The sequence below is a fragment of the Marilutibacter chinensis genome, assembly GCF_021725675.1.
Lineage (GTDB): Bacteria > Pseudomonadota > Gammaproteobacteria > Xanthomonadales > Xanthomonadaceae > Marilutibacter > Marilutibacter chinensis.
Genome location: NZ_JAKJPO010000005.1, coordinates 201,411 through 227,551, shown reverse-complemented (window position 1 = coordinate 227,551; position 26,141 = coordinate 201,411). Strand labels below are relative to the sequence as shown.

At 67.7% G+C, this 26,141-nt stretch carries 27 protein-coding genes; 9 read left to right on the top strand and 18 right to left on the bottom strand.

The genetic code is table 11. The features are described 5' to 3' along the window. Nucleotides 1-14 precede the first annotated feature (14 nt). The 4 genes from L3V18_RS11020 (at nt 15) to L3V18_RS11005 (ending at nt 4,590) form a co-directional block, all read left to right on the top strand. Nucleotides 15-1,232, top strand: a complete 1,218-nt coding sequence (locus tag L3V18_RS11020) for an ABC transporter permease (protein ID WP_237054805.1) — start codon at nt 15-17, stop codon at nt 1,230-1,232. Between the two features lie 38 nt (nt 1,233-1,270). Next, nucleotides 1,271-1,777: a nuclear transport factor 2 family protein gene (locus L3V18_RS11015; protein WP_237054803.1), complete on the top strand. Its 507-nt coding sequence runs from the start codon at nt 1,271-1,273 to the stop codon at nt 1,775-1,777. A 69-nt stretch (nt 1,778-1,846) separates the two neighbouring features. Beyond that, on the top strand, nt 1,847-3,193 hold the full coding sequence (locus L3V18_RS11010) for a sigma-54-dependent transcriptional regulator (protein ID WP_237054801.1): 1,347 nt from the start codon (nt 1,847-1,849) through the stop codon (nt 3,191-3,193). A gap of 83 nt (nt 3,194-3,276) precedes the next feature. Then, nucleotides 3,277-4,590: a sensor histidine kinase gene (locus tag L3V18_RS11005; protein ID WP_237054799.1), complete on the top strand. Its 1,314-nt coding sequence runs from the start codon at nt 3,277-3,279 to the stop codon at nt 4,588-4,590. 140 nt (nt 4,591-4,730) lie between these two features. Here the strand turns inward: L3V18_RS11005 and glmU are convergent, their stop codons facing one another. After that, a complete protein-coding gene (gene glmU, locus L3V18_RS11000) occupies nt 4,731-6,101 on the bottom strand; it encodes a bifunctional UDP-N-acetylglucosamine diphosphorylase/glucosamine-1-phosphate N-acetyltransferase GlmU (protein ID WP_237054797.1) in 1,371 nt (456 codons plus the stop codon). A gap of 148 nt (nt 6,102-6,249) precedes the next feature. Here glmU and L3V18_RS10995 point away from each other — a divergent pair, with 148 nt between their 5' ends. Both L3V18_RS10995 and L3V18_RS10990 read left to right on the top strand, forming a co-directional pair. Beyond that, a complete protein-coding gene (locus L3V18_RS10995) occupies nt 6,250-6,633 on the top strand; it encodes a GtrA family protein (RefSeq protein WP_237054795.1) in 384 nt (127 codons plus the stop codon). 138 nt (nt 6,634-6,771) lie between these two features. Continuing rightward, complete coding sequence (locus tag L3V18_RS10990; RefSeq protein WP_237054794.1) at nt 6,772-7,623, top strand: glycosyltransferase family 2 protein; 852 nt, start codon at nt 6,772-6,774, stop codon at nt 7,621-7,623. A gap of 75 nt (nt 7,624-7,698) precedes the next feature. Here the strand turns inward: L3V18_RS10990 and L3V18_RS10985 are convergent, their stop codons facing one another. The 9 genes from L3V18_RS10985 to L3V18_RS10945 all read right to left on the bottom strand — a co-directional run bounded on the left by L3V18_RS10985 (nt 7,699) and on the right by L3V18_RS10945 (nt 15,300). Next, nucleotides 7,699-8,121, bottom strand: a complete 423-nt coding sequence (locus tag L3V18_RS10985; RefSeq protein WP_237054792.1) for a F0F1 ATP synthase subunit epsilon — start codon at nt 8,119-8,121, stop codon at nt 7,699-7,701. A 220-nt stretch (nt 8,122-8,341) separates the two neighbouring features. Further along, nucleotides 8,342-9,748, bottom strand: a complete 1,407-nt coding sequence (atpD, locus tag L3V18_RS10980) for a F0F1 ATP synthase subunit beta (RefSeq protein WP_237054790.1) — start codon at nt 9,746-9,748, stop codon at nt 8,342-8,344. Nucleotides 9,749-9,891: 143 nt separating this feature from the next. Continuing rightward, nucleotides 9,892-10,755 (bottom strand): F0F1 ATP synthase subunit gamma, encoded by an 864-nt coding sequence (gene atpG / locus L3V18_RS10975; protein WP_237054788.1) that lies wholly within the window; start codon nt 10,753-10,755, stop codon nt 9,892-9,894. 66 nt (nt 10,756-10,821) lie between these two features. After that, entirely contained in the window at nt 10,822-12,372 is a 1,551-nt protein-coding gene (gene atpA, locus L3V18_RS10970) for a F0F1 ATP synthase subunit alpha (protein WP_237054786.1), read from the bottom strand. A gap of 55 nt (nt 12,373-12,427) precedes the next feature. After that, nucleotides 12,428-12,955, bottom strand: a complete 528-nt coding sequence (locus L3V18_RS10965) for a F0F1 ATP synthase subunit delta (RefSeq protein WP_237054784.1) — start codon at nt 12,953-12,955, stop codon at nt 12,428-12,430. A 175-nt stretch (nt 12,956-13,130) separates the two neighbouring features. Continuing rightward, nucleotides 13,131-13,601 carry a F0F1 ATP synthase subunit B gene (locus L3V18_RS10960; RefSeq protein ID WP_237054782.1) on the bottom strand — a complete coding sequence of 157 codons (471 nt, stop codon included), beginning with the start codon at nt 13,599-13,601 and terminating at the stop codon, nt 13,131-13,133. 107 nt (nt 13,602-13,708) lie between these two features. Next, the gene (gene atpE / locus L3V18_RS10955) at nt 13,709-14,005 is read right to left on the bottom strand and encodes a F0F1 ATP synthase subunit C (protein ID WP_237054780.1); all 297 of its coding nucleotides are present in this window, start codon (nt 14,003-14,005) and stop codon (nt 13,709-13,711) included. 80 nt (nt 14,006-14,085) lie between these two features. Then, nucleotides 14,086-14,883: a F0F1 ATP synthase subunit A gene (atpB, locus tag L3V18_RS10950; RefSeq protein WP_237054778.1), complete on the bottom strand. Its 798-nt coding sequence runs from the start codon at nt 14,881-14,883 to the stop codon at nt 14,086-14,088. 51 nt (nt 14,884-14,934) lie between these two features. Continuing rightward, nucleotides 14,935-15,300 (bottom strand): hypothetical protein, encoded by a 366-nt coding sequence (locus L3V18_RS10945; RefSeq protein WP_237054776.1) that lies wholly within the window; start codon nt 15,298-15,300, stop codon nt 14,935-14,937. Nucleotides 15,301-15,527: 227 nt separating this feature from the next. Here L3V18_RS10945 and L3V18_RS10940 point away from each other — a divergent pair, with 227 nt between their 5' ends. After that, complete coding sequence (locus tag L3V18_RS10940; RefSeq protein ID WP_237054774.1) at nt 15,528-15,731, top strand: DUF2061 domain-containing protein; 204 nt, start codon at nt 15,528-15,530, stop codon at nt 15,729-15,731. Nucleotides 15,732-16,017: 286 nt separating this feature from the next. On the opposite strand, the gene lpdA is transcribed toward L3V18_RS10940, so the two are convergent. From lpdA to aceF, 4 genes are all read right to left on the bottom strand, one after another. Beyond that, nucleotides 16,018-17,823, bottom strand: coding sequence for a dihydrolipoyl dehydrogenase (lpdA, locus tag L3V18_RS10935; RefSeq protein WP_237054773.1), 1,806 nt, complete (start codon nt 17,821-17,823; stop codon nt 16,018-16,020). Between the two features lie 27 nt (nt 17,824-17,850). Then, entirely contained in the window at nt 17,851-18,996 is a 1,146-nt protein-coding gene (locus L3V18_RS10930) for a mechanosensitive ion channel family protein (protein WP_237054771.1), read from the bottom strand. A gap of 3 nt (nt 18,997-18,999) precedes the next feature. Further along, entirely contained in the window at nt 19,000-19,608 is a 609-nt protein-coding gene (locus tag L3V18_RS10925) for a hypothetical protein (protein ID WP_237054769.1), read from the bottom strand. A gap of 65 nt (nt 19,609-19,673) precedes the next feature. Continuing rightward, nucleotides 19,674-21,044, bottom strand: coding sequence for a dihydrolipoyllysine-residue acetyltransferase (gene aceF, locus L3V18_RS10920; RefSeq protein WP_237054767.1), 1,371 nt, complete (start codon nt 21,042-21,044; stop codon nt 19,674-19,676). 348 nt (nt 21,045-21,392) lie between these two features. Here aceF and L3V18_RS10915 point away from each other — a divergent pair, with 348 nt between their 5' ends. Then, nucleotides 21,393-22,040: an OmpW/AlkL family protein gene (locus tag L3V18_RS10915; RefSeq protein WP_237054765.1), complete on the top strand. Its 648-nt coding sequence runs from the start codon at nt 21,393-21,395 to the stop codon at nt 22,038-22,040. A 154-nt stretch (nt 22,041-22,194) separates the two neighbouring features. Here the strand turns inward: L3V18_RS10915 and L3V18_RS10910 are convergent, their stop codons facing one another. From L3V18_RS10910 to L3V18_RS10895, 4 genes are all read right to left on the bottom strand, one after another. After that, a complete protein-coding gene (locus L3V18_RS10910) occupies nt 22,195-22,620 on the bottom strand; it encodes a DUF1801 domain-containing protein (RefSeq protein WP_237054762.1) in 426 nt (141 codons plus the stop codon). Continuing rightward, entirely contained in the window at nt 22,620-23,402 is a 783-nt protein-coding gene (locus L3V18_RS10905; RefSeq protein ID WP_237054760.1) for a VOC family protein, read from the bottom strand. Before L3V18_RS10905 ends, L3V18_RS10910 begins: the two co-directional genes overlap by 1 nt. Before the next feature lie 88 nt (nt 23,403-23,490). Next, the gene (locus L3V18_RS10900) at nt 23,491-24,333 is read right to left on the bottom strand and encodes a DMT family transporter (RefSeq protein WP_237054878.1); all 843 of its coding nucleotides are present in this window, start codon (nt 24,331-24,333) and stop codon (nt 23,491-23,493) included. A gap of 70 nt (nt 24,334-24,403) precedes the next feature. Continuing rightward, entirely contained in the window at nt 24,404-25,477 is a 1,074-nt protein-coding gene (locus L3V18_RS10895) for an NAD(P)-dependent alcohol dehydrogenase (protein ID WP_237054758.1), read from the bottom strand. 153 nt (nt 25,478-25,630) lie between these two features. On the opposite strand from L3V18_RS10895, the gene L3V18_RS10890 reads away from it, so the two are divergent. Continuing rightward, nucleotides 25,631-26,113 carry a YajQ family cyclic di-GMP-binding protein gene (locus tag L3V18_RS10890; protein WP_237054756.1) on the top strand — a complete coding sequence of 161 codons (483 nt, stop codon included), beginning with the start codon at nt 25,631-25,633 and terminating at the stop codon, nt 26,111-26,113. Nucleotides 26,114-26,141 lie beyond the last annotated feature (28 nt).

Below are 26,141 nucleotides of genomic sequence, written 5' to 3'. Positions count from 1 at the left end.
GCATGAGGTCTGCCATGGACATCCTCCCCATCCTGACGACACTGCGCCGCCACAAGACCGCCGCCGCATTGATCGTCCTCGAGATCGCGCTGTCATGCGCGATCATCTGCAACGCCGTGTTCCTGATCTCCAAGCGCGTCGAACGCATGGATCGGCCCTCAGGTCTGGCCGAGAACGAGCTGGTGGTGATCCGCTATGCCGGCATCGGCCAGAACGACGACGCGCAGGCGCAGGCTGTGCGCGACCTCGCGGCGATCCGTCAGCTCCCCGGCGTCAAGGCCGCCGTCCTCACCAACCAGGTGCCGTTCGACAACTCCTCCTGGAACAGCAGCATCTTTCTGGAGAAGGACCAGCGCGACCAGACCACCGAAGCCACCGTCTACCTGGGCGACGAGCATTTCCTCGACACCTTCGGCGTGAAACTGATCCAGGGCCGCAACTTCAATACCGACGAGCTGATCGACTGGGAAGCACTGCAGGAGCCCGGCTCCGAACTCGAGATCCCCGCCACGATCATCACCCGCGACCTCGCCGAGAAACTGTTCCCCGGAGAGAACGCGGTCGGCAAGTCGTTCTACTCGTGGGGCGACGAACCGATGCGGGTCGTGGGCGTGGTCGACACCCTGATCCGGCCCAACGACCAGGGTGGCTCGGAGGGCGCCTACCGGGCGATGATCTTCCCGGTCCGCCTGTCCGGCGGCCGTACCGTGATCCGCACCGACCCTGAGCGTCGCCAGGAGGTCAAGCAGGCCGTCGTCGCGGAGATGGAGAAGCTCAACCCGCGCCGGGTGCTGATGTCGGACAAGACCTTCGACGAGATCATCGACCGCTGGTACCAGGCCGACCGCTCGATGGTCTGGCTGCTGGTCGCGGTCTGCGTCGCCCTGCTGGTGGTGACCGCGCTCGGCATCGTCGGCCTGGCCAGCTTCTGGGTGCAGCAGCGGACCAAGCAGATCGGCGTGCGCCGCGCGCTCGGCGCGACCCGCGGCCAGGTGCTGCGCTATTTCCAGACCGAGAACTTCCTGCTCGCGACCTTCGGCATCGCGATCGGCATGATCGGCGCCTACGGCATCAACCAGTGGCTGATGTCGCACTACGAACTGGCGCGACTGCCGGCGATCTACTTGCCGGTCGGTGCGGTCGCGCTGTGGCTGCTAGGACAGCTCGCGGTGTATGCGCCGGCGCGACGCGCGGCATCGGTGCCGCCGGCCGTCGCGACCCGCAGCGTATGACGGCTTCCTTCTTCCATCGACGACCCGGGAAACAACGCATGCATCGTATCGCGGCATCCATCCTGTTCGCCGCCTGCGCCTGTGCCGCCCAGGCGCAGGATGCGGGCGGTGGCGAGCTGTTCCAGATCCTGAAGGAACACGACGCGACCTTCTTCGAGCGCGGCTTCAACCGCTGCGACCTGGACTATCTCGCCAGCGCCGTGCATCCGCAGCTGCGCTTCTACCACGACCAGGGCGGGTTCCAGGACCATGACGCCTTCTTCGAGAACACCCGCAGGTACATCTGCGCCGACCCGGAGCGCAAGCCGATCCGCAAGGTCGATGCCGACAGCCTGGAGGTGTTCCCGCTGTACGACCAGGGCGTGTTGTATGGCGCGATCCAGAACGGCGTCCATCACTTCTACCTGCGCGAACCCGGCAAGCCCGACACCCCCACCAGCTCGGCACGGTTCACCCACGTCTATGTCCGCGAGGATGGCCGCTGGCTGCTCAAGGAAGTTCTGAGCTACGATCACCGCACTCCAGGCCACGCCACCGCCGACTGAGCCCAACGTCCAGTGCCACGGCCCGCCCGCACCGCCAGGCGGGCTTTTCCCGACGGACCCGTCCACCCGATGCCCACCGTACTCGTCATCGACGACAACCCCGCCGTCGCCACGGCGCTGGAAACACTGTTCTCGCTGCACGACATCGACACCCTGGCCGCGCAGTCGCCGGAGGCGGGAATGGCGATGCTCGCCGAGCGGAACGTCGACCTGGTGGTGCAGGACATGAACTTTCATGCCGATACCACATCCGGCGACGAAGGCGTCGCCCTGTTCCACGACATCCGTGCGCGGCATCCCGACCTGCCGGTGATCCTGCTGACCGCGTGGACCCACCTGGAATCGGCAGTGGAGCTGGTCAAGGCCGGCGCCGCCGACTACCTCAGCAAGCCATGGGACGACCAGAAGCTGCTGGCGACGGTCAACAACCTGCTGGAACTGTCGGAGACGCGCCGCGAACTCGCCCGCCACCAACGCAGCGAGAAGCGCCGTCGCGATGCACTGGCCGAATACGACCTGCGCGGGCTGGTCTGGGCCGATGCGGCCAGCGAACGCGCGATCGCGCTGGCCTGCCAGGTCGCCCGTTCCGACCTGCCGATCCTGATCACAGGCCCGAACGGCGCTGGCAAGGAAAAGTACGCCGAAATCGTGCATGCGAACTCTGCGGTGAGGAACGGTCCGTTCGTCGCGTTGAACTGTGGGGCCATCCCGGGCGAGCTGATCGAGGCCGAGCTGTTCGGTGCCGACGCCGGTGCCTACACCGGGGCAAGCCGTGCGCGCGAAGGCAAGTTCGAGGCGGCCGACGGCGGCACCCTGTTCCTCGACGAGATCGGCACGCTGCCGCCGGCCGGCCAGGTCAAGCTGCTGCGCGTGCTGGAAACGGGCCGCTTCGAGCGCCTCGGCAGCAACCGCGAGCGCAGCGTCAAGGTCCGCGTGATCAGCGCGACCAACGCCGATCTTGCGGCGATGATCCGCGATGGACAGTTCCGCGAGGACCTGTACTACCGGCTCAATGCGATCGAGGTGAAAGTGCCGCCGCTGGCCGAACGCAGCGACGACATCCTGCCGCTGGCACGTCATTTCCTTCCGTCCGGGCGCACCCTGTCGGCCGATGCCGAGCGTGCGCTGCTGGCCCATCCGTGGCCGGGCAACGTGCGCGAGCTGCGCAACACCCTGCAGCGTGGCGCCCTGCTCGCCCGTGGCGAGACGATCACCACCGCCGATCTCGGTCTTCCGTCTGCCGCGACCCGGGTCGCCTCCACGGGCAGTCCCTTGCCCGACGAACCCGACCGCGCCACGATCGAAGCCGCGCTCGAGCGCAACAATGGGGTGATGGCGCAAGCGGCGGGCGATCTTGGCCTTTCGCGGCAGGCACTTTATCGCCGCCTCGAACGGCTCGGCATCAAGCGCGACTGAGGAGCCTGCCGGATGCCACCCGATCAACCGCGATGCTTCGTCCTGACCCTCGACCGCGGCTTGCGCGGCGATCGAGCGCGCTGATGCTCGACTGGCGCCGGCTACCGTTGAGCCTGGTCTACGGTGCGATCGCGTTCGCCTACGTGATCGCGGCCGCCGGACTGACCGCATGGCTCTCCGCCCTGCTGCCGCGACCATGGATGGCTGCGGCAACCACATGCGCGCTGCTGCTGCCGTTGCTGGTCTATCACGTACGTCGCGCCTTCGCTCCGATGCGCTCGCTGTTCCGTGCGCTTGCCGGCACCGTCGCCAGCTACCGCGACGGCGATTACAGCTTTGGCCTGAACTGGCAGGGCAAGGGCGAACTCGGCGAGCTGGTCGCCAGCCACAACCGGCTCGGCGCCGCATTGCGCGAGCAGCGCCACGCTCTGGTCCAGCGCGAGCTTCTGCTGGACACGATGGTGCAGAACACGCCCGTTGCGATGGTGCTGGTCGATCCGGCGCGGCGCATCGTTCATGGCAACCTCGCTGCGCGCAAGATGCTCGGCGACGGCCGGCGCCTGGAAGGCCAGGCCTTCGACGACCTGGTCGCCCGTGCGCCGATCGCGTTGCGCGAGGCCTTCGACCGCGGTGGCGACGGGATGTTCACCGTCGGCGACCAGGACAACGAGGACATCTATCACCTCTCCCGCCGCCACTTCCGCCTCAATGGCCGCCGCCACGAGCTGGTGATGCTTCGGCTTCTGACCGCTGAGCTGCGACGCCAGGAGGTCCAGACCTGGAAGAAGGTGATCCGCGTCATCAGCCACGAGCTCAACAACTCGCTGGCGCCGATCGCGTCGCTCGCCCATTCCGGCGCCGAGCTTCTGCGTCGCGGGCAGTACGAGAAGCTGCCCACCGCACTGGCCACGATCGAAGAGCGGGCGCGGCACCTTGAAGGCTTCATCCGCGACTACGCGCGCTTCGCCAAACTGCCTGCGCCGCGCACGCAGCCGGTCGAATGGTCGCGTTTCATCTCGCAGCTGCAGTCGCAGGTCGACTTCGTCGCCGAAGGCGTGCCGGACAGTGGCAGCGGGCGCTTCGACTCCGCGCAGATCGAGCAGTGCCTGCTCAACCTGCTCAAGAATGCACATGAATCAGGCTCGCCGCCGGAGGAGGTCAGGCTGTCGCTGCGCCGTCTGCCCGACGCATGGCGGATCGATGTGCTGGACCGCGGCAGCGGCATGAATGAAGCGGTGCTCGCCAACGCGTTGTTGCCGTTCTACTCGACCAAACGCCACGGCACCGGCCTGGGGCTGGCGCTGGCCCGCGAGATCGCCGAGGCGCACGGCGGCCGTATCGCCCTGCTCAACCGCGAAGGTGGCGGCCTGTGCGTGAGCATGGTGCTGCCGGGCTGACACCCGGGCTGTGCCCGGGTGTCCCCAAAGTTTGCTGCGCAAACCTTGGGCCCGCCGTGCACCTCCACACCCCCATTCGCGCCTGCGGCGCGAATCGCCCCCTGACTCAGGGGGCTGGGTTCCGCGACCGCGTCTCGTGACTACGGTCGTTTCTTTGCCGGGCGCTGCCAGCCGTCGATCGTGGCCTGGCGGGCACGGGCGACGGTCAGCTTGCCTTCCGGCGCCGGCCGGGTGATCACCGATCCGGCGGCGATGGTGGCCTGCGCACCGATCTCGACCGGCGCGACCAGCGAGCTGTTCGAGCCGATGAAGGCGCCATCACCGATCACCGTCTTCGACTTGTTCACGCCGTCGTAATTGCAGGTGATCGTCCCCGCGCCGATGTTGACGCCGGCCCCGACGACAGCATCGCCCAGGTAGGTCAGGTGATTGGCTTTGCTGCCGACGCCGAGATTCGCGTTCTTGGTCTCGACGAAATTGCCGATGCGGGCGCCGTCGGCGAGCACGGTGCCCGGACGCAGGCGGGCATACGGCCCGACGGTCGCGGCACCTTCGGTGACGGCGCCTTCCAGGTCGCAGTGCGCGTGCACCTGCGTACCCGGCCCGAGGCGCACGTCCTTCAGGCGGCAGAACGGGCCGACCTTCACTCCGTCGGCGAGTTCGACCCGGCCCTCGAACACCACGTCCACGTCGATCTCGACGTCCCGTCCCACGGTCACCTCGCCGCGGATGTCGCAGCGTACCGGATCGGCCAGGCGGGCACCCGCCATGCACAATGCACGCGCGGCACGCAGCTGGAACGCGCGCTCAAGCTGGGCGAGTTGCCACGGGTCATTGGCGCCCTCGACCTCGATCGGCGCATGCACATGCACCATCTCGGCGGCATTGAACTCCCCGGCGGCGGAAGTGAACACATCGGTCAGGTAGTACTCGCCCTGGGCGTTGTCGTTGTCGAGCCGGTCCAGCCAGCGCCGCAGCGGCTCGCCGTCGGCGACCAGGATGCCGGTGTTCACCGTGCGGATCTCGCGCTGCTCGTCGTCGGCGTCCTTGTGCTCGACGATCCGCGCCACGTTGCCCTCCGCGTTGCGGACGACGCGGCCGTAACCGGTCGGATCGTCCAGATCGGCGACCAGCACCGCGATGCGGCCCGTCGCGTCCAGCAGGCGCCGCAGGGTATCGGCGGTGATCAGCGGCACGTCGCCGTACAGGATCAGCACCCGTGCATCCTGCGGCACCTCCGGCATTGCCTGCTGGACCGCGTGGCCTGTCCCCAGGCGCTCGGCCTGCTCGACCCACGTGAGATCCGCGTCCTCCGCAAAGGCATCGCGTACCGCCTCTCCGCCATGGCCGTAGACCACCTGGATGGCGGCCGGTTCCAAGGCTCGGGCGGTATCGATCACATGGCCGAGCATCGGCTTGCCGGCGATCTTCTGCAGCACCTTCGGCGCGACCGATTTCATGCGTTTGCCCTCGCCGGCGGCGAGTATGATGACGTTCAACGGAGATGGCATGGAAAAGGTTGTGAGATGGGCGGTCGAATGAAGATTCTAGCGGGTATCCGGGGACGGAACGCCATCACATGACGATCGCACCTCACCGCCAGAACGTCGCGCACAGAGTTCCTCAACCGTATGCCGCTGACGCCGGTGCCGACGGCCGATGAGCGTATTGCGCCAGGGCAAGTATTTCCTGCTCGTAGGTGTGCTGCAGGTCCTGCTGGACTGGGCGGTCTTCGTCGGTCTGAGCGCGTTGGGAGCAGGCCCATCGGCCTCCAACGTCGGCGGTCGCGTCAGTGGCGCCTGTCTGGGCTTCTGGCTCAACGGGAGGATAACCTTCGCCAAGGACGGACAAGCGCGTCTGGGCGGGGGACGCCTGCTGCGTTTCCTTTTTGCGTGGACATTCCTGACCTGCGTCAGCACGTGGGCGATGACATCGCTGGCCACCGGGCCCGGACTGGGCTGGGCGTGGCTCACGAAGCCGCTGGTGGAAGCGCTGCTGGCTCTGTTGAGCTTCTTTGCCTCCCGTCATTGGATCTATCGCTGACGTCATCCCCAGGATCGCGATCGTCCCCTGTTCTCGCGTTGCGAGCGACTTGCTTTCCGTGCTCGTTGGATCGGTAACGAGGTCGACTCGATCTTCGTGGTCGACGATGCCTGCCCCGAGCACACGGGCCAGCGGATCGTGGCCCACAGCAACGATCCGCGCGTGCAGGTGATCACCCATGCCACGAATCAGGGTGTCGGTGGCGCCGTCGCGACCGGCTACCGCGCCGCGGTCGCGGCCGGTGCCGAGGTCGTGGTCAAGCTCGACGGCGATGGCCAGATGGATCCGGCACTGATTCCCGCCCTGGTCCGTCCAATCGCCGCCGGTACTGCCGACTACGTGAAGGGCAACCGTTTCCATCGCCTGGGCTACCTGCGCGGAATGCCGGCAACGCGCCTCTTCGGCAATGCCAGCCTGTCGCTGCTTACCAAGGCGTCAAGCGGCTATTGGCAGCTGTTCGACCCGACCAACGGTTTCACCGCGATCCATGCCACGCTGTTGACGGAGATCGACCTGAACCGCCTGGCCAGGCGCTATTTCTTCGAGTCCGACCTGCTCTACCACCTCAATCAGGTGCGTGCGGTGGTCGCCGATCTGCCAATGCCGGCGACCTATGGCGAAGAGACGTCCAGTCTGCGCCCGGCCCGCATGGTCGTTCCCTTTCTTGCCGGCAATCTCTACAACCTGGTGCGTCGGATCGGCTACAGCTATTTCCTGCGCGGGTTCTCCGTCGCCTCGCTGGAGCTGCTGGCATCACTGCCCCTGCTGTTGTTCGGGCTGGGTTTCGGCGCCTGGCACTGGCTCGTTTCGGTGCAGTCCGGTGAGACCGCCAGCGCAGGCACGGTCATGCTTGCTGCATTGCCGCTGATCCTCGGCACGCAACTGCTGCTCTCGTGGCTGAACTTCGACGTCGGATCCGAACCCCGACAGCCGATCCATCCAATGCTGGCACGGATGCGGCCATCTCATGGAACAGACAGCAGTATGTAGCGGACGTACAGCGCCAGAGACGAAAAACGCCGGCGATCGCCGGCGTTTCGAAGGCCCGCGGACCGCAGCCGCGGCTCAGTGCTTCATGTTCCTGCGCAGGCGCTCCAGCGCCTGCAGCTGCGCCATCGCCTCGGCGAGCTTGGCCTGGGCCTCGGCGACTTCCATCTGCTCGCCGCGATTGGCGAGGATGCGCTCGGCCTCGTCCTTGGCGGCACGCACGGCCGCCTCGTCGATATCCTCGGCACGGATCGCGGTGTCGGCCAGCACGGTCACCACCTGCGGCTGGACCTCGAGCAGCCCCCCGGAGATCGCGAAGTCGAGCTTCTCTCCGCCGGGCAGGGTCACCACCACCTTGCCGGGCTTGAGCCGGGTGATCAGCGGTGCATGCTTGGGCGCGATGCCGAGTTCGCCCATCTCGCCGGTGGCGACGACCAGCTCGGCCTCACCGTGGAAGATCTCGCTCTCGGCACTGACGATGTCGCAACGGATGGTGGTCATAGGTAAACGCTCTTCTGCCTTGTCCTTCTCTCCCGCTTGCGAGGCCGTTCGCTTCGTCCGAACCAGCGGTCCGGGAATCGAACGGTGCCCGGGCGGTGCGAGGACCGGGTGCTGCCTGACCAGACGATGCCGGGTCCAACAGCGGCTGCGGTGCGGGTAAGGGCCGACTCCTCGCGCCCTCACCCCGATCCTCTCCCGCGAGCGGGAGAGGAAACGCGGATTACGCCTTCTCGGTGATCTTCTTGCCCTTCTCGATGGCCTCGTCGATGGTGCCGACCATGTAGAACGCCTGCTCCGGCAGGTGGTCGTACTCGCCTTCCACAATCCCCTTGAAGCCGCGGATGGTGTCCTTCAGCGACACGTACTTGCCCGGCGAGCCGGTGAACACCTCGGCGACGTGGAATGGCTGGCTGAAGAAGCGCTCGATCTTGCGCGCGCGCGACACGGCCTGCTTGTCCTCTTCCGACAGCTCGTCCATGCCCAGGATCGCGATGATGTCCTTGAGCTCCTTGTACTTCTGCAGCGTCGCCTGGACCTTGCGGGCCACGTCGTAGTGCTCGTTGCCGATCACGTTCGGGTCGAGCTGGCGGCTGGTCGAATCCAGCGGATCGACCGCCGGGTAGATGCCCAGCGAGGCGATGTTGCGGCTCAGCACGACTGTGGCGTCGAGGTGGGCGAAGGTGGTCGCCGGCGACGGGTCGGTCAGGTCGTCCGCGGGCACGTACACGGCCTGGATCGAGGTGATCGAGCCGGTCTTGGTCGAGGTGATGCGCTCCTGCAGCACGCCCATTTCCTCGGCCAGGGTCGGCTGGTAGCCCACCGCCGACGGCATGCGGCCCAGCAGCGCCGACACCTCGGTGCCCGCCAGGGTGTAGCGGTAGATGTTGTCGACGAACAGCAGCACGTCCTTGCCCTTGCCGCTCTCGTCCTTCTCGTCGCGGAAGTACTCGGCCATGGTCAGGCCGGTCAGAGCGACGCGCAGGCGGTTGCCCGGCGGCTCGTTCATCTGGCCGTAGACCATCGCCACCTTGTCGAGGACGTTGGAGTCCTTCATCTCGTGGTAGAAGTCGTTGCCCTCGCGGGTACGCTCGCCCACGCCGGCGAACACGGACAGGCCCGAGTGCGCCTTGGCGATGTTGTTGATCAGTTCCATCATGTTGACGGTCTTGCCGACGCCGGCGCCGCCGAACAGGCCGACCTTGCCGCCCTTGGCGAACGGGCACATCAGGTCGATGACCTTGATGCCGGTCTCGAGCAGGTCGTTGGCCGAGGACTGCTCCTCGTAGGTCGGGGCCGAGCGGTGGATCTCCCATTCGGCGCTGGCCTCGACCGGGCCGGCTTCGTCGATCGGGCGGCCCAGCACGTCCATGATGCGGCCCAGGGTGCCGGCACCGACCGGCACCGAGATCGCCTTGCCGGTATTGGTTGCGACCAGGTTGCGCTTGAGGCCGTCGGTCGAACCGAGGGCGATCGTGCGCACCACGCCGTCACCGAGCTGCTGCTGCACTTCCAGCGTGATTTCGGTGTTGTCGACCTTCAGCGCGTCATACACCTTCGGAACTTCGGCGCGCGGGAACTCGACGTCGACGACGGCACCGATGATCTGAACGATCTTGCCCTGACTCATTTTGGTTTCCTCTGAACTCTCTAATCTTGTTGTAGGAGCGGGGGGGGGCCCGACCCCCGGCGGTGGGGGGGGGGGGGGGCCCCCGCCGCCGTCTTGGGGGGGGGGGGCGGGCCGCCCCCCCCCCGCTCCTACGATGGATTCCGTCAAACGGCTGCCGCGCCGCCGACGATCTCCGAGATTTCCTGGGTGATCGCCGCCTGGCGGGCCTTGTTGTAGACCAGTTGCAGGGTGTCGATCAGCTTGCTGGCGTTGTCCGACGCGGCCTTCATCGCGACCATGCGCGCTGCGTGCTCGGACGCCACGTTCTCCAGCACCGCCTGGTACACCAGCGACTCGACGTAGCGGGTCAGCACGGTATCGAGCACGTCCTGCGGGGCCGGCTCGTAGATGTAGTCCCAGTCATGCTTGGCGACCTGCGTCTCCGGCTTCGGCAACGGCAGCAGCTGATCGAAGGTGGCGCGCTGGGTCATCGTGTTGATGAAGTCGTTGTAGCAGACGAACACCCGGTCCAGGTTGCCGTCGCTGAAGCCGTCCAGCATCACCTTGACCACGCCGACGATCTGCTCGAGCTTCGGCTGGTCGCCCAGGTGGGTGACCGAGCCGACCATGTTGACCTTCAGGCGGCGGAAGTAGACCGAAGCCTTCTGGCCGATGGTGACCACGTCGATCTCGACGCCCTTGTCCTGCCAGGCCCGGAACTCGCCCAGCAGCTTGCGGAACATGTTGTTGTTCAGGCCGCCGGCCAGGCCTCGGTCCGACGACACGATGATGTAGCCGACCCGCTTGACCTCGGCGCGCTCCTCCAGGAACGGGTGCTGGTAGTCGGTGTTGGCCTGGGCGAGGTGGCCGATCACCTGCTTCATCACCCGCGCGTAGGGGCGGGAGGCGCGCATCCGGTCCTGCGCCTTCCGGATCTTGGAAGCCGAGACCATCTCGAGCGCGCGCGTCACCTTGCGGGTGTTCTGCACGCTCTTGATCTTGGATTTGATTTCGCGTCCGCCTGCCATGTATCGCTCGCTGTTGTCGCTGCTGGGGCCGGGCCCGCCGGGCGGGCCGTCCGTACTGTCCTGTGCTTACCAGGTACCGGTCGACTTGAACTCTTCGATGCCCTTCTTGAAGGCGGCCTCGATGTCGTCGTTCCAGGCACCGGTCGAGTTGACCTGGTCGACCAGATCGCCCTGGGTGTTGGTGAAGTGGGCGTGCATGCCGTCCTCGAAGGCGCCGATCTTGTTGACCGCGACGTCGTCCAGGTAGCCCTCGTTGACGGCGTAGATCGACAGCGCCTGCATCGCGATCGACATCGGCGCGTACTGCTTCTGCTTCATCAGCTCGGTGACGCGCTGGCCGCGCTCGAGCTGCTTGCGGGTGGCTTCGTCCAGGTCCGAGGCGAACTGTGCGAACGCGGCCAGCTCGCGGTACTGGGCGAGCGAGATGCGGATGCCGCCCGACAGCTTCTTGATGATCTTGGTCTGGGCCGAGCCGCCGACGCGCGACACCGAGATGCCGGCGTTCACGGCCGGGCGGATGCCGGCGTTGAACAGATCGGTCTCGAGGAAGATCTGGCCGTCGGTGATCGAGATCACGTTGGTCGGCACGAACGCGGACACGTCGCCGGCCTGGGTCTCGATGATCGGCAGCGCGGTCAGCGAACCGGTCTGGCCCTTGACCTTGCCATCGGTGAACTTCTCGACGTAGTCGGCCGACACGCGCGCGGCGCGCTCGAGCAGGCGGCTGTGCAGGTAGAACACGTCGCCCGGGTAGGCTTCGCGGCCCGGCGGGCGCTTGAGCAGCAGCGAGATCTGGCGGTAGGCAACGGCCTGCTTGGACAGGTCGTCGTAGACGATCAGGGCGTCTTCACCGCGATCCATGAAGTACTCGCCCATCGTGCAGCCGGCATAGGCGCTGATGTACTGCATCGCGGCGGATTCGGAAGCGGTCGCGGCGACGACGATGGTGTGGTCCAGCGCGCCGTTCTCTTCCAGCTTGCGCACGACGTTCGCGACCGAGCTGGCCTTCTGGCCGATCGCGACGTAGATGCATTTGATGCCGGTGCCCTTCTGGTTGATGATCGCGTCGATCGTCAGCGCGGTCTTGCCGGTCTGGCGGTCGCCGATGACCAGCTCGCGCTGGCCGCGGCCGATCGGAATCATCGAGTCGACCGACTTGTAGCCGGTCTGCACCGGCTGGTCGACCGACTTGCGCCAGATCACGCCCGGAGCGACGCGCTCGACCGGCGCGGTCAGCGCGGCGTTGATCGGGCCCTTGCCGTCGATCGGCTCGCCCAGCGCGTTGACCACGCGACCGAGCAGCTCGCGACCGACCGGCACCTCGAGGATGCGGCCGGTGGTCTTGGCGACGTCGCCCTCGCGCAGGTGCTCGTAGTCACCCAGGACCACGGCGCCGACCGAGTCGCGCTCCAGGTTCAGCGCCAGCGCGAAGGTATTGCCTGGCAGCTCGATCATCTCGCCCTGCATCACGTCGGCCAGACCGTAGATGCGCACGATGCCGTCGGACACCGAGGTGACGGTGCCTTCGTTGCGCGCCTCGGCGGTCAGCTTGACCTGGTCGATGCGGGTCTTGATCAGTTCGCTGATTTCGGACGGGTTGAGCTGGGTGGTTGCCATGGGTGGTTCCCTTGATCCGGCCGCAGCCGGAGTGAATGCGTATGCGTGAGTTCGGTTACTGGGCGAGCTGCGTCTGCAGGCGCGCGAGCTTGCCGCGGAGCGAGCCATCGATGACCACGTCGCCGGCGTCGATCACCGCGCCGCCGATCAGCGACGGATCGACTGCGGTGCTGACCTCGACCTCGCGGCCGAAGCGGCGCTTGAGCGCGGCCTTGATCGACTCCAGTTCGGCGACCGGCAGCTCGCTGGCGGACGTCACCTTGGCGTTGACCACGCGGTCGGCCTCGGCGCGCAGATCCTCGTAGAGACCGGCGATCTCCGGCACCAGCGCGGCGCGCCGGTTCTCGACCAGCAGGCCGAGGAAGCGCTTGAACGTGTCGTCGGCGCCCTCCGGAGCCAGCAGGGCGACGGCATCGGCCTCGCCCAGCTGCGGATGCCCGAGCAGGGCATGCGCCCGCGGGTCGGCCGCAACGCGGGCGGCGAACGCCAGCGCCTGCGACCATTCGGCGGTCCGGCCGGCCTCGCGGGCCAGCTGGAACGCCGCGCGGGCGTACGGACGGGCGAGAGTCAGGGCCTGGGTCATTCTGAAGCGTCCTCGCGAACGTTGAAGCTCATTGCCTTCGGCGACATCCAGCCGTCTGCCGCGCAGACGGCTGTTGGAGCATGCCTCCACATCCCCCGTACCGCGGCTACGCCGCGGTACCGCCCCCTTGACTCAAGGGGGCTCGGAAGAGTCAAAAGCACGGTGCCGACCATCGTCAGATCTCGGCCGCGAGTTCGTCGAGCAGCGCCTTGTGGGCGGCGGCGTCGATCTCGCGACGGATCAGCTTCTCGGCGCCGCTCACCGCCAACGCCGACACCTGCTTGCGCAGATCCTCGCGGGCGCGGTTGGCGGCCGCGGCGATCTCGTCCTCGGCCAGCGCCTTCTGGCGGGCCGCCTCGCCGATCGCCTCGTTCTTGGCCTGGTCGATGATCTGGTTGGCGCGCTGGTGCGCCTGTTCGATGATCTCGTTGGCCTTGGTGCGGGCTGCGCGCAGTTCGGCGTCGATCTTCTCCTGGGCCTGGGCCAGGTGCTTCTGGCTCAGGTCCGCGGCGGCGAGGCCCTCGGCGATCTTCTTCTGGCGCTCCTCGATGGCATTGAGCAGCGGCGGCCAGATCTTGGTCGCGATGATCCAGATCAAACCGGCAAACGCCAGCGCCTGGGCGAATAGGGTCAGGTTGATGCTCATACGTAAGGCTCTGCCAGATGGAATGGGGCGAACGGCACCTCCGGTGCCGACCCTTCATCTCCACACCGGGCGCCCCGCGGGCACCCGGTGCGACGCTCAACCGTTGCTTAGCCGGCGAACTTCGCGGCTTCGGCCAGCAGCGCGGAGGCCAGCGGGTTGGCGAAGGCCAGCAGCAGGCCGACCGCGACGCTGATGATGAACGCGGCGTCGATCAGGCCGGCGGTGATGAACATGCGGACCTGCAGGACCGGGATCAGCTCCGGCTGGCGCGCGGCCGACTCGAGGAACTTGCCGGCCATGATCGCCAGGCCGAGACCCGCACCCAGCGCAGCCAGGCCGATCATGATGCCGACGGCCAGCACGGTGGACGCCTGGACTTGAGCGAGGTGGGCAAGAATTTCCATGGTTTTCTCCGAACGGGTTTGTTGTGTTGCTTAAGGGTGGAAGGGTGAAGCCGAAAAGTTTGGCGCGGCCTGCGCGGCGATCAGTGGGCGTCTTCCGACAGGCTCAGGTACACGATGGACAGCATCATGAAGATGAAGGCCTGCAGCGGAATCACCAGCAGGTGGAACAGCATCCAGCCCAGGCCGAACGCACCACCGGCAAGGGCGCCGAGGATGCCGGCGCCGCCGAGCACCCAGATCAGCAGGAACACGATCTCGCCGCCGAACATGTTGCCGAACAGTCGCATCGCCAGCGAGATCGGCTTGCTCAGCCACTCGACGATGTTCAGGATCAGGTTGAACGGCATCATCCACTTGCCGAAAGGCGCGGTCAGGAACTCCTTGGTGAAGCCGCCGAAGCCCTTCGCGCGGATCGCGAAGAACAGCATCAGGAAGAACACGCTGATCGACATGCCGAGGGTCGCGTTGACGTCGGCGGTCGGAACCGGCTTCCAGTAGTGCACGCCGACCAGCTCGAGCGGCTTGGCGATGAAGTCTGCCGGAATCATCTTCAGCAGGTTCATCATCAGGATCCAGAAGAACAGGGTGATCGCGATCGGCGTCACCAGCTTGCTCGGACCGTGGTAGGTGTCGCGCGCCTGCTTGTCTACGAACTCCAGGCAGATCTCGACGAAGGCCTGCCACTTGCCCGGCACGCCCGAAGTGGCCTTGCGGGTCGCGGCCCAGAATGCAACGACGATCAACAGGCCCATCAGCACGGCGGTGATGAGCGTGTCCAGGTGGAGGGTCCAGAAACCGCCCTCGCCAACCGACGTGGTCAGGTTGTGCAAGTGGTGGTTGATGTACCCGGTGGGAGTCAGTTCCGCCTCGCCCGCCATCTATCCTGAATCCTGGAGTTGAATGAAGTGAATTGGGGTCAATCGATCGGGTCAGCGCCGGCTCATGGCGAGCATCTGTGCGGCCAGGCTGACGATCACGCCCAGCAGCATCGGGACCGGCGGCAGGCGCCATAGCAGCAGCCCCGATCCCAGCACCACCAGCACCAGCACCCACTTGACGACCGCACCGGCGAACCAGCGGATCATCACGCCCGCCGCGGCCTGGACGCCGCCGCCGACCATCAGCCGTGCCGCGACCGCCCCGCCTGCCAGCATGGACGCCCCACCAACCAGCGCCGAGAGGGCGTGCGGAACCCCCTGCAGCAGGAACACCAGGGCCAGCAGCGCTGTCGTTCCGGCCTGCCAGGCGGCGCTGCGGCGCGCCAGGCGATGGCCTGCTTGCAGGGGATCGTACACGCGGGACTCGGTTGTGTTGGACAAAAGCGCCCGGGTGAGCCGCGAGAGTATAGATTGCGGGCGGTCCTCCAGCAACCGCCACAAGTGCGGGACAGCGGGGACAACGGGTTTTTGGAACGTGTGCACGGCGGATAGGCCGAAGCTATCGGGTCGAGCATGGATTTCGATTGGACATGCCACTCCAGCACCGCCATTATCGAGAATGATTCTCAATTGAGACATGGAGCATGACCAAGACCCTGAGCTTCGCGGCGGTGCACTTCAGTGTCGCCTTCGGCGTCGGCTACCTGATGACCGGCAGCATCTGGGTCGGCGGCGCGATGGCGCTGGTCGAGCCGGCGATCAACACGGTGGCCTACCACCTGCACGAGAAGGTCTGGAAGCGGATCCGCGGTCGCGACCCGGCCGGCCGCGGCCCGCTGGCCGCCTGAGCGGGCGCCCGAGTGGCCCCCTGAACCAGGCGATTGAACGGCCGTCCGAACCGTACCGGGAACTTCCGCCCGCCGCGCACGGTCACATCTCCCGAGCCCGCCGCGCCATCACCTCCTCGTCAAGAAGCGGCCGGCCCGACGAAGCCCCGGTCACGCGCCGGGGCTTCGGCTTGTCCGCCGCACAGAGGCCGCGTAGGAGCGGCGTAAGCCGCGCTCGGGCCTTCATGGGAAGACTTCATCGCGGCTTACGCCGCTCCTACGCAAGACTGCTACGGGCTTCGGCCGCCTACTTGCGCTTGGGGATGTACAGATCGGTGATCGTGCCCTCGTAAACCTCCGCCGCCATCGCGACGGTCTCGCCCAGGGTCGGATGCGGATGCACGGTGTGGCCGATGTCGGCGGCCTCGCAGCCCATCTCGATCGCCAGCGCCAGTTCGGAAATCAGGTCGCCTGCATGCACGCCGGCGATGCCGGCGCCGATGATGCGGTGGGTGGCCTCGTCGAAGATCAGCTTGGTGAAGCCTTCGCCACGGCCGATGCCGACCGCACGCGCCGACGCCGCCCACGGGAACTTGCCGACGCCGACCTTCAGCCCCTTCGCCCTCGCTTCGGTCTCGGTGACACCGACCCAGGCGATCTCAGGATCGGTGTAGGCCACCGAGGGGATCACGCGGGCGACCCATTCCTTCTTCTCACCGGCCGCGACTTCCGCCGCGAGCTTGCCCTCGTGCGTCGCCTTGTGCGCGAGCATCGGCTGGCCGACCAGGTCGCCGATCGCGAAGATGTGCGGCACGTTGGTCCGCATCTGCCGGTCGACCGGAATGAAGCCGCGCTCCCCGACCTGCACGCCAGCCTTGTCGGCGTCGAGCTTGCCGCCGTTGGGCGCGCGGCCGACCGCGACCAGCACGCGGTCCCAGGTGCCGGACTCCAGCGCCGGCTTCTGGCCGGCGTCGGCGCTCTCGAAGTGCACGGTGATGCCCTTCTTCGCGGTCTCGACCTTCGCGGCCTTCGTCTTCAGATGGACTTCGACGCCCTGCTTCTTCAGGCGGTCGGCGAGCGGCTTGACCAGATCCTTGTCGGCTCCCGGCATCAACTGGTCCATGAACTCGACCACGGTGACCTCGCTGCCGAGCGCGCGGTACACCGTGGCCATTTCCAGTCCGATGATGCCACCGCCGACGACCAGCAGCTTGTTCGGGACTTCCTGCAGTTCAAGCGCGTCGGTGGAGTCCATCACCCGCGGATCGTCCCACGGGAAATTCGGCAGCTTCACCGCCTGCGAGCCGGCGGCGATGATGCACTGCTCGAAGCGCAGCACCTGGGTGCTGCCGTCGGCTGCGGCGATTTCCATCTCGTTCGGCGACAGAAAACGGCCGACGCCCTGCACCGTGCGCACCTTGCGCTGCTTCGCCATGCCGGCCAGGCCCTTGGTGAACTGGCCGACCACCTTGTCCTGCTTGAAGCCGCGCAGGGTGTCCAGGTCGATCTTCGGCTTGCCGAAATCGATGCCGATCGTCGACGAGTGGGCAGCCTCGTCGATCAGCGCGGCGGCATGCAACAGCGCCTTGGATGGAATGCAGCCGACGTTGAGGCAGACACCGCCGAGGCTCGGATAGCGCTCGACCAGCACGGTGTCGAGGCCGAGATCCGCGGCGCGGAACGCGGCGGTGTAGCCGCCGGGACCGGAGCCGAGCACGACCATCCGGCATTCGATGTCGGCCTTGCGACCGCTGGCCGCGGCAGCGGCCGGCGCGGGCGCGGAAGCCGTCGGTGCGCCTGCAGTTGCCGGAGCGGGCGCGGGAGCGGCCGTTCTGGCGTCGCCGCCGGATTCCGCACCGCCGGCCTGGTCGCCTTCGGCCTCGAGGATCGCGATCACCCTCCCCTCTGACACGCTGTCGCCTACCGCGACCTTCAACGCCTTGACCACGCCTGCCGCCGGCGACGGTACTTCCATCGTCGCCTTGTCGGACTCCAGCGTGACCAGGCCCTGGTCGGCGGCGACCCTGTCGCCTACCGCGACCAGCAGCTCGATCACCGGGACGTCGTCGTAGCCGCCGATGTCGGGGACCTTTACTTCGATCTGTGTTGCCATTGCGGGGGTTCTCCTTCTGGCGTGCGCTCAACGCTCGCGCGCGTCGGTTTCTGAGTCGTTTTCCCGGTCGACGTCGGGCTCGACAGGCGTGCTGCCCCGCTCGACCTCCAGCAGGGCATCGTTGGACGAGGGTGCCGGAGGCGCGGTGTCCTGCGCAGCCGGCAACGCAGGATCGCTTTCGCCCGGAACCGGCGGGTTGCGGCCGAAGATGGCCAGCGCGGCGTCGCCCTGCTGGCCGAAGACGCTGCGGATGTGGAGATCGCGCTGCGGGAACGGGATCTCGATGCCGTGCTCCTTCAGCGAGGTATCCAGTTCCCAGAGATAGGCCGCCTCGATCGCGGCGTTGCGTCCAGCGGCTTCCTCGCTCAGCCAGACCGCGAGGATGAACTCGACCGCACTGTCGCCGAACCCGGTCAGCCAGACCTGCGGCGCCTGGCGGCCCTCCAGCGCCAGCGTGAACGGCACCCGCGCGGCGGCCTCCAACGCCGCCTGCTTCACCCGCTCCTTGTCGGTCCCGTAGGCGACACCGAACGGCACCCGGATGCGGCGCTGGCTCGAACCGTGGGTCCAGTTCACCACCCGCCCGCTGACGAACTCGGAATTCGGCACCAGGATGTCGATGTTGTCGTTGGTGGTGATCTGGGTCGCGCGGATGTTGATCGCCCGGACCGTGCCGCGCGTTCCGGTTTCCAGTTCGACGAAATCGCCGACCTTGAGCGACTTGTCGAACAGCAGGATCAGGCCGGAGATGAAGTTGTTGAAGATCGCCTGCAGGCCGAAGCCGAGACCGACGCCGAGCGCACCGGCAAAAATGGCGAATTTGGCGACGGGAATGCCGACCAGGTCCAGCGCAATCAGGATGCCGAGTGCGATCAGGATGTAGTGCACCATCCGCGACACGGTGTAGAGCGAAGCCGGGTTGACCTGGAGGTGACGTTCGCCGTATCGGGACAGCGCGCGCCGCAGCAACATCGAGACCACGAGGGCCGCCGCCACCACCGCGATCGCGGCCAGCAAGCCGGCCACCGTGACCGTGCTGCCGCCGATCCTGAAGAGCGTGAAATCGAGCAGTGGCTGCAGCCCTTCCGAGCCCTTCTGCAACGCCGCGTCCGCCACTTCGCGGGCACGCTCGCCCGCGGCTTCCAGGCTGTCGCTGGCCGGTGCGGCGGTCATGGCTCAGCCGTTCCCGCCGCCGGCCACCCGCTCCGCCGCCATCTCGTCCAGCGATTCGGCGAGATCTTCCCAGCGCTTGTCGAGCCTGGATTCCCGGGTGTCGGCCGCCTCGATCAACAGTTCGACCTGGTCCACCATCATTTCCGCCGCGCCGCAGCCCGGCACGCCGCCGGCCAGCCGCTGGCCCTCGATCTGCAGCAGCCAGGTGTCGCCCTCGCTGAAGGGGGCATCGCGGTCGGGCGGTACCACCGCCAGGGTCCGCCGCCACGCGTCGATGAAACGCTCGGCCAGCACCGCGGGGATCGGCACCTCCAGCACTTCGGGACGCTGGTCGACCAGCAGTTCGCGCTGCATGGAAGCACCGCTGCCGGTCCAGACCAGCACGCGCTGATCGGCCTCGGCATGACGCAGCGTCCAGCTGCCATCTTCGCCCCGTACCAGTATCACCGCATCCTCGGTGCCGCGCGCGGGCAGCCGGGTCAGCATCAGCGTGGGCGCGGCGCCTCCGGCAAGCAGTTGCTCGACCGCGCTGCCGTAGTTCTCGGTCGCCGGCGGCCAGCCGTGACCGAGCGCGACCTCGCAGGCATCGTCGGCGAGGGCGGGCAGGGACATCGTGCAGGCAAGCACGAGCGCACCCAGGCGCGTCGCACCACGCATGCCGGGCAGGCCGGGCGCGCTCACAGCAGTCCGCGACGCAGGTCGCCGAGCAGGGTCGCGAGGTAGGCGGCGAAGCGCGCCGCCGCGGCGCCGTCGATCACCCGGTGGTCGTAGCTCAGCGACAGCGGCAGGATCAGGCGCGGCTGGAACGCCTTGCCGTCCCATACCGGCTTGATCGACGACTTCGACACGCCGAGGATCGCCACTTCCGGCGCATTGACGATCGGCGTGAACGCGGTGCCGCCGATGCCGCCCAGCGAACTGATCGAGAAACAGCCGCCACTCATGTCGGCCGGACCGAGCTTGCCGTCGCGTGCCTTGGCCGCGAGCTCACCCATCTCCTTCGCGATCTGCATCACGCCCTTCTGGTCGCAGTCGCGCACGACCGGGACGACGAGGCCGTTCGGCGTGTCGGCGGCGAAACCGATGTGGAAATACTTCTTCAGCACCAGGTTCTCGCCACCGGCATCGAGCGAGGCGTTGAACTCGGGATACTTCTGCAGCGCGGCGACCGACGCCTTCATCAGGAACGCGAGCATCGTCAGCTTGACGCCGTTCTTCGCCTTCTCGTTCTCCTTGTTCAGCGTGACGCGCAGCGCCTCCAGCTCGGTGATGTCGGCATCCTCGTGCTGGGTCACATGCGGAATCATCGCCCAGTTGCGGGCGAGGTTCGCGCCGGAGATCTTCTTGATCCGCGACAGAGGCCGGGTCTCGATCTCGCCGAACTTGGCGAAGTCGACTTTCGGCCACGGCAGCAGGGAAAGCCCGCCGAGGGCCTGGCCGCCGCCCGCCGCAGCCGCGCCCGCGGCAAGCTCGCCGGACATCACGCCCTTGACGAACTTCTGCACGTCCTCGCGGGTGATCCGGCCGCCGCGCGCGCTGCCGGCCACCTTCGACAGGTCGACGCCCAGCTCGCGGGCGTACAGGCGTACCGCAGGGCTGGCGTAAGGCACCTTGTCGGGGAGCAGCTCGTCGGCGTCGAACGCGACCGGCGGCGACTTCGGTTCGCCGGCCGAGGGCTGGGTCGGCGGCGCCGGCGGCTCGGGCTTCGATTCGCTGGCGGGCGCGGATCCGGCGGCCGGAGCCGGAGCCGGAGCCGGAGCGGATGCGGTCTTGCCGTCGGCAGGCGCCGGCGCGGCGCTCTCTTCTCCGGCCGGCTCGATCAGCGCGACCACGCTGCCCTCCGACAGTTCGTCGCCGACCTTGACCTTCAGCTCGCGCACCACGCCAGCGAACGGCGCGGGCACTTCCATCGTGGCCTTGTCCGACTCCAGCGTCACCAGCCCCTGGTCCTGGCTCACGGTGTCACCCACGGCAACCAGCAGTTCGATCACGGGGACGCCCTCGTAGTCGCCAATGTCGGGGACGCGCGCTTCCTTCAAGTCAGCCATGGTTCGGGTTCGCCGTGGGAGGGGAAAATCCTATTGTGGCGGCTGAACGCGGCAGCGCCAACCGCGACTTTGGCACGGCAAAGCCTGTCCCCGCGGACATCCGGCGCCCCGCCGCTCCACACGGGCGGGTACGGTCGCCGATCGGGCGCGCTCCACAAAGACCGCGGCGCGACCCGGGTCCGGCGTGAAAAGTTCCTTCAGCCAGCGGGACCGCCGCAGGTCCGCGTTCATCCACGCCCCGATACGGTGTGCCCGCCCTGGCACGCTCCCTCCCCCCGCGTCGCCGGGCTCCCAAGCAGTTACCCCCCTCGATAACAGGAGCCGTAGAAGCTCCAGGAGATTCCGAAGATGCGATTCCGTCACCTGACCCTGGCCCTGCTGGGCACTCTTGCCATCGCCCCCGCCGCATTCGCACAGGACGCATTCAGCACCGAGACCTCGACCGGCAAGCGCTTCGCGGTGGTCGGCGGCGTCGCCCTCGCCGAGCCGACCGAGAACACCTGGATCGGCGATGCCCAGCGCCTGGAAATGGACGGCAGCAATGCCGCCACCCTCAGCGCGAGCTGGTACCTCAACGACCACATCGCGGTCGAGGCCTGGGGCGCGGCGAGCAAGTTCGGCCACCGCGTCAACGCCGCCGGCGGCAAGGCCGGCAGCGTCGATTCGCAGCCGTATGCGATCAGCGGCCAGTATCACTTCCGCGATGCCGATGCGCTGGTGCGCCCGTTCGTCGGCCTCGGCTACTACGAGCAGAACTTCGACGACGAGTCGGTGACCGACAGCGGCGCGCTCGCCGGCCAGCGCCTGGGCGTGGAGACCGCGAAGGGCGCGATGGCCACTGCCGGCGTCGACGTGAAGCTGTCGCCGAGCTGGTTCGCCCGCGCCGACCTGCGCTACCTCAATGGCGACTCCGACCTCTACCTCGATGGCCAGACCGTCGGCGAGGCCAAGGTCAATCCGGTGGTCGTCGGCGTCGGCCTGGGCGCGCGCTTCTGATCAGGCACTCCCGACCGGCATCACCCGGGAACACCGGGTCCGGTCCGGCAACGCCCCGCCATCGCGGGGCGTTGCCACATGCGCGCCCGCCGCAAACGCGGCCCAACGCCCCCGGTACCTCCGCCTATTCCCGCCCGATCCCGCGCGCCGCCTCCTAGGCCGCGATGTAGTCCTCGACCGGCATCGACGCGACCACCTCGGCGACCGGCTCCAGCAGCAGCGTGTCGAGCGACCGGAAGCGCAGGCAGCACTTGCCCATGTCGAACCTCAGGCCGGCCTCGGCATAGGCCTCGCGCAATCGCCGCTCCTGCACGGAATCGGCATACGCCGCCATCAGGTACAGCGCGTAGTGGCGCTTCTGCGCGGCCAGGGCGACATAGCCCAGGGGCTGCTTGTTGTAGGTCTCCGGATAGCGCGACAGCGGGATGCCCCAGCCGATCATCCCGTAGGCCATCGTCTCCTCGTAGCCTGGCGGCATCGCCGCGTTGACCGCGTCGCGTACGGTGGCGACGACCGTGCGCCGCTGCGGCTCAAGTTCCGCCAGATAGGCGTCGACGGTGGCGGCCCGGCTGACAACCATCAGTCGCCCAGCCGGATCACGTAGAAGCCGGCGCCGGCCGGATCGTTGATGCGCGCGATGCGGCCCACGCCCGGTATGTCGAATGCCGCCACCACGCATCTTCCGCCCAGTGCTTCGGCGCGCGCGACGGCCTCGTCGACGTCCTCGACCTGCACGTAGATCGACCAGTGCGAGGGCATCTCGGCCCAGTCCTCGTCCATCTTCAGCAGGCCGCCGACCTGGCCATCGTCGCTGCAGAAGATCCGGTAGCTGCCGACCGGCGCAGCGGTATGGTCCTGCAGGGACCAGCCGAGCACGTCCCTGTAGAACGCTTCCGCGCGCGGCAGGTCGCGGGTCGCCAGCTCGACCCAGGCAATCGCATTCGGTTGCCGGATCGCGTCGACGCCGCCATGCGACCGGGGCTGGTGCAGGGAGAACACCGCACCCTCCGGATCGCTGAGCACCGCCATCCGCAGGTGTTCCATGACCTCGTAGGCCTCGACCACGACGCCGCCACCGCCGGCGCTGGCGCGGGCGACCGCGGCGTCGACGTCGTCGGTACGGAAGTAGATGCTCCAGTGCGGCGGCACGCCCTGCTCGCGCTGCTCGGCCAGCATCGTGTAGCAGGCCGCGACCTCGCGACCGTCGAGGCGGAAGATCGTGTAGTGGCTGCCGTCCGGCATCGGGGTCGCATCGGTCACCCAACCGAACAGCCCGCCATAGAAACGTTCGGCGCCGGCCTGGTCGGTGGTCGCCAGTTCGAACCAGCTCGGCGAGCCTGGCGCGTGCGAAGCGGTGGACATCGGCAAGCTCCTGGGAACGGGCCGTCGAAACTACACCGGTCCCCGTGTCCGGGTCACGGCACGCCGCACCACGGACGACGGGCGATGTTCAGGGGTGCCCCGCCTCGGCATGGACGCGCTCGCGGCGAAGCAGGTACAGGCCGCTGGCGACGATGATCGCCGCGCCCAGCCAGGTCACCGCATCCGGCAGCACGCCCCACAGCCCCAGGTCGAGCAGTACGCCCCAGACCAGGGCGGTGTATTCCAGTGGCGCGATCGCCGACGCCTCGCCGATCCGGAACGCTTCGGTGATCGCGTACTGGCCGAGCGCGCCGGCGATGCCGACGCCAGCGATCACCCAGCCGTCGGCTGCACGTATCGGCACCCAGTCCGGCCACGCAAGCACGCCGGCCCCGGCCGCGATCATCACCAGCAGCCAGAACATGATCGACTGCACGCTGTCGGTGCGCGCGAGCACCCGCACCGTGATCGCGCTGAGCGCGTATCCCAGTGCCGCGGCCAGTACCGCCAGCGCGGCCAGGCTGACCAGGCCCTCGCCGCTGGGCCGCAACAGCACCAGCACGCCGACCAGGCCGATCGCGATCGCGGTCCAGCGCCGCGGCCCGACCTTCTCGCCGAGCAGCGGCACCGACAGCGCGGTGATCGCCAGCGGCGCGACGAAGAAGATCGAATATGCGGTCGACAGCGGCAGGGTGCGCAGCGCGTAGACGAAGCTCGCCATCATCCCGACGCCGAGCGCGCCACGCAGCAGGTGCAGCGACCAGCGCCGGATCCGCAGCGACGCCACCCCGCCGGTCGCCAGCACCCAGACCAGCACGAACGGCAGCGACGCAGCGCCGCGCAGGCTGGCGACCTGGAGCGGCGGATAGCCCACCGACAGCTGCTTCAGGCCGGCGTCCATCAGCGCGAACGCCGCGACCGCGGCGAGCATGGTCCATGCCGCACGGACATTGGCCTGCGGCGCGTTCACGCGGCCCCCGGCCCGCCGGCCATGCCGCGCATCAGCCTTCGCCGCGCAGGCTGGCGATGTCGATCACGAAGCGGTAGCGCACGTCGCCACGCAGCATCCGCTCATAGGCGTCGTTGATCCCGGCGATGCCGATCAGCTCGATGTCGGCGGCAATCCCGTGCCGGGCGCAGAAGTCCAGCATCTCCTGGGTCTCGCGGATGCCGCCGATCATCGAGCCGGCCAGGCGCCGGCGCCTGGAGATCAGCGCACCGGCGGCGACCGGCGCCGGCACCTCGGGAATGCCCAGCAGCACCATCGTGCCGTCGACCTTGAGCAGGCCGAGATACGCGTTGTAGTCGTGTTCGGCGGATACCGTGTCGACGATCATGTCGAAGCGCCGCGCGTGGGTCCTGAACACCTCGCCATCGCCGGTCGCAGCGAAATCGTGCGCACCGAGCGCGGCGGCGTCCGCGCGCTTGGATTCGGAGGTGCTGAGCACGGTGACCTCGGCGCCCATCGCCGCGGCGATCTTCACCGCCATGTGGCCGAGGCCGCCGAGGCCGACCACCGCGACCTTGTCGCCGCGCTCGATCCCGAAGTGTTTCAACGGCGAATAGGTGGTGATGCCCGCGCACAGCAGTGGCGCCGCCCGGTCCAGCGGGAGACCCTCGGGTATCCGCAGCACGTAGGCTTCGTCGACGGTGATCCGGGTCGAGTAGCCGCCGTAGGTCGGCCGCGCCTTGTCGAAGCGGCGTGCGGCGTCGCGCTCATAGCTGTTGTAGGTGCCGCTCATGCCGAAATCGCAATACTGCTCCTCGCCGGCCTCGCATTGCGGGCAACTGCGGCAGGAATCGACGAAACAACCGACCCCGACCGCGTCACCGACCCGGTAGCGCGTCACCGCATCGCCGACCCTGGCCACCCGGCCGACGATCTCGTGACCGGGCACCATCGGGAAGATCGAGCCGCCCCACTCGTCGCGGGCCTGGTGGATATCGGAATGGCAGACGCCGCAATAGAGGATGTCGATCAGGACCTCGGTCGGTCCGGGTTCGCGGCGCTCGATCGAGAACGGCACCAGCGGCGACTTCGCGTCCAGCGCGGCGTAGGCGGGGATGTTGGGCATGGGGCGATCCTCGGGTCGTGGCCGGTATGCAGTCTATCCGTCGTCCGTGTGCCCGGGGTGGCGGCATCGCGGACGTATGGCGGCGGGATCCACGCCCCGGCGACCGGATGCATGCGGTACCCTTTGCGCCCCCGTCATCCGCCGGAGCGCGCCATGCCTTCCTTCGACATCGTCTCCGAAGTCGACAGCCACGAGCTCACCAATGCCGTCGACCAGGCCAATCGCGAGCTCGGCAACCGCTTCGACTTCAAGGGCGTGGACGCCAGGTTCGCGCTCGACGAAGCGGTGATCACCCAGTCGGCACCGAGCGACTTCCAGCTCAAGCAGATGGCCGACATCCTCAATGCGCGGCTGATCGCGCGCGGCATCGACACCCGCGCGCTGGAGTTCGGCGAGATCGAGACCAACGTGGCCGGCGCGCGCCAGAAGATCACCGTCAAGCAGGGCATCGACCGCGAGATGGCGAAGAAGATCCAGGCCGCGATCAAGGCCTCGAAGCTGAAGGTCGACTCGCAGATCAACGGCGACAAGCTGCGCGTCAACGGCAAGAAGCGCGACGACCTGCAGGCGGCGATCGCGTTGCTGAAGGGTGGCGAGTTCGAGCTGCCGCTGCAGTTCGACAATTTCCGCGACTGAACGCCCCGATGCCATCCGCGCGTGCCCT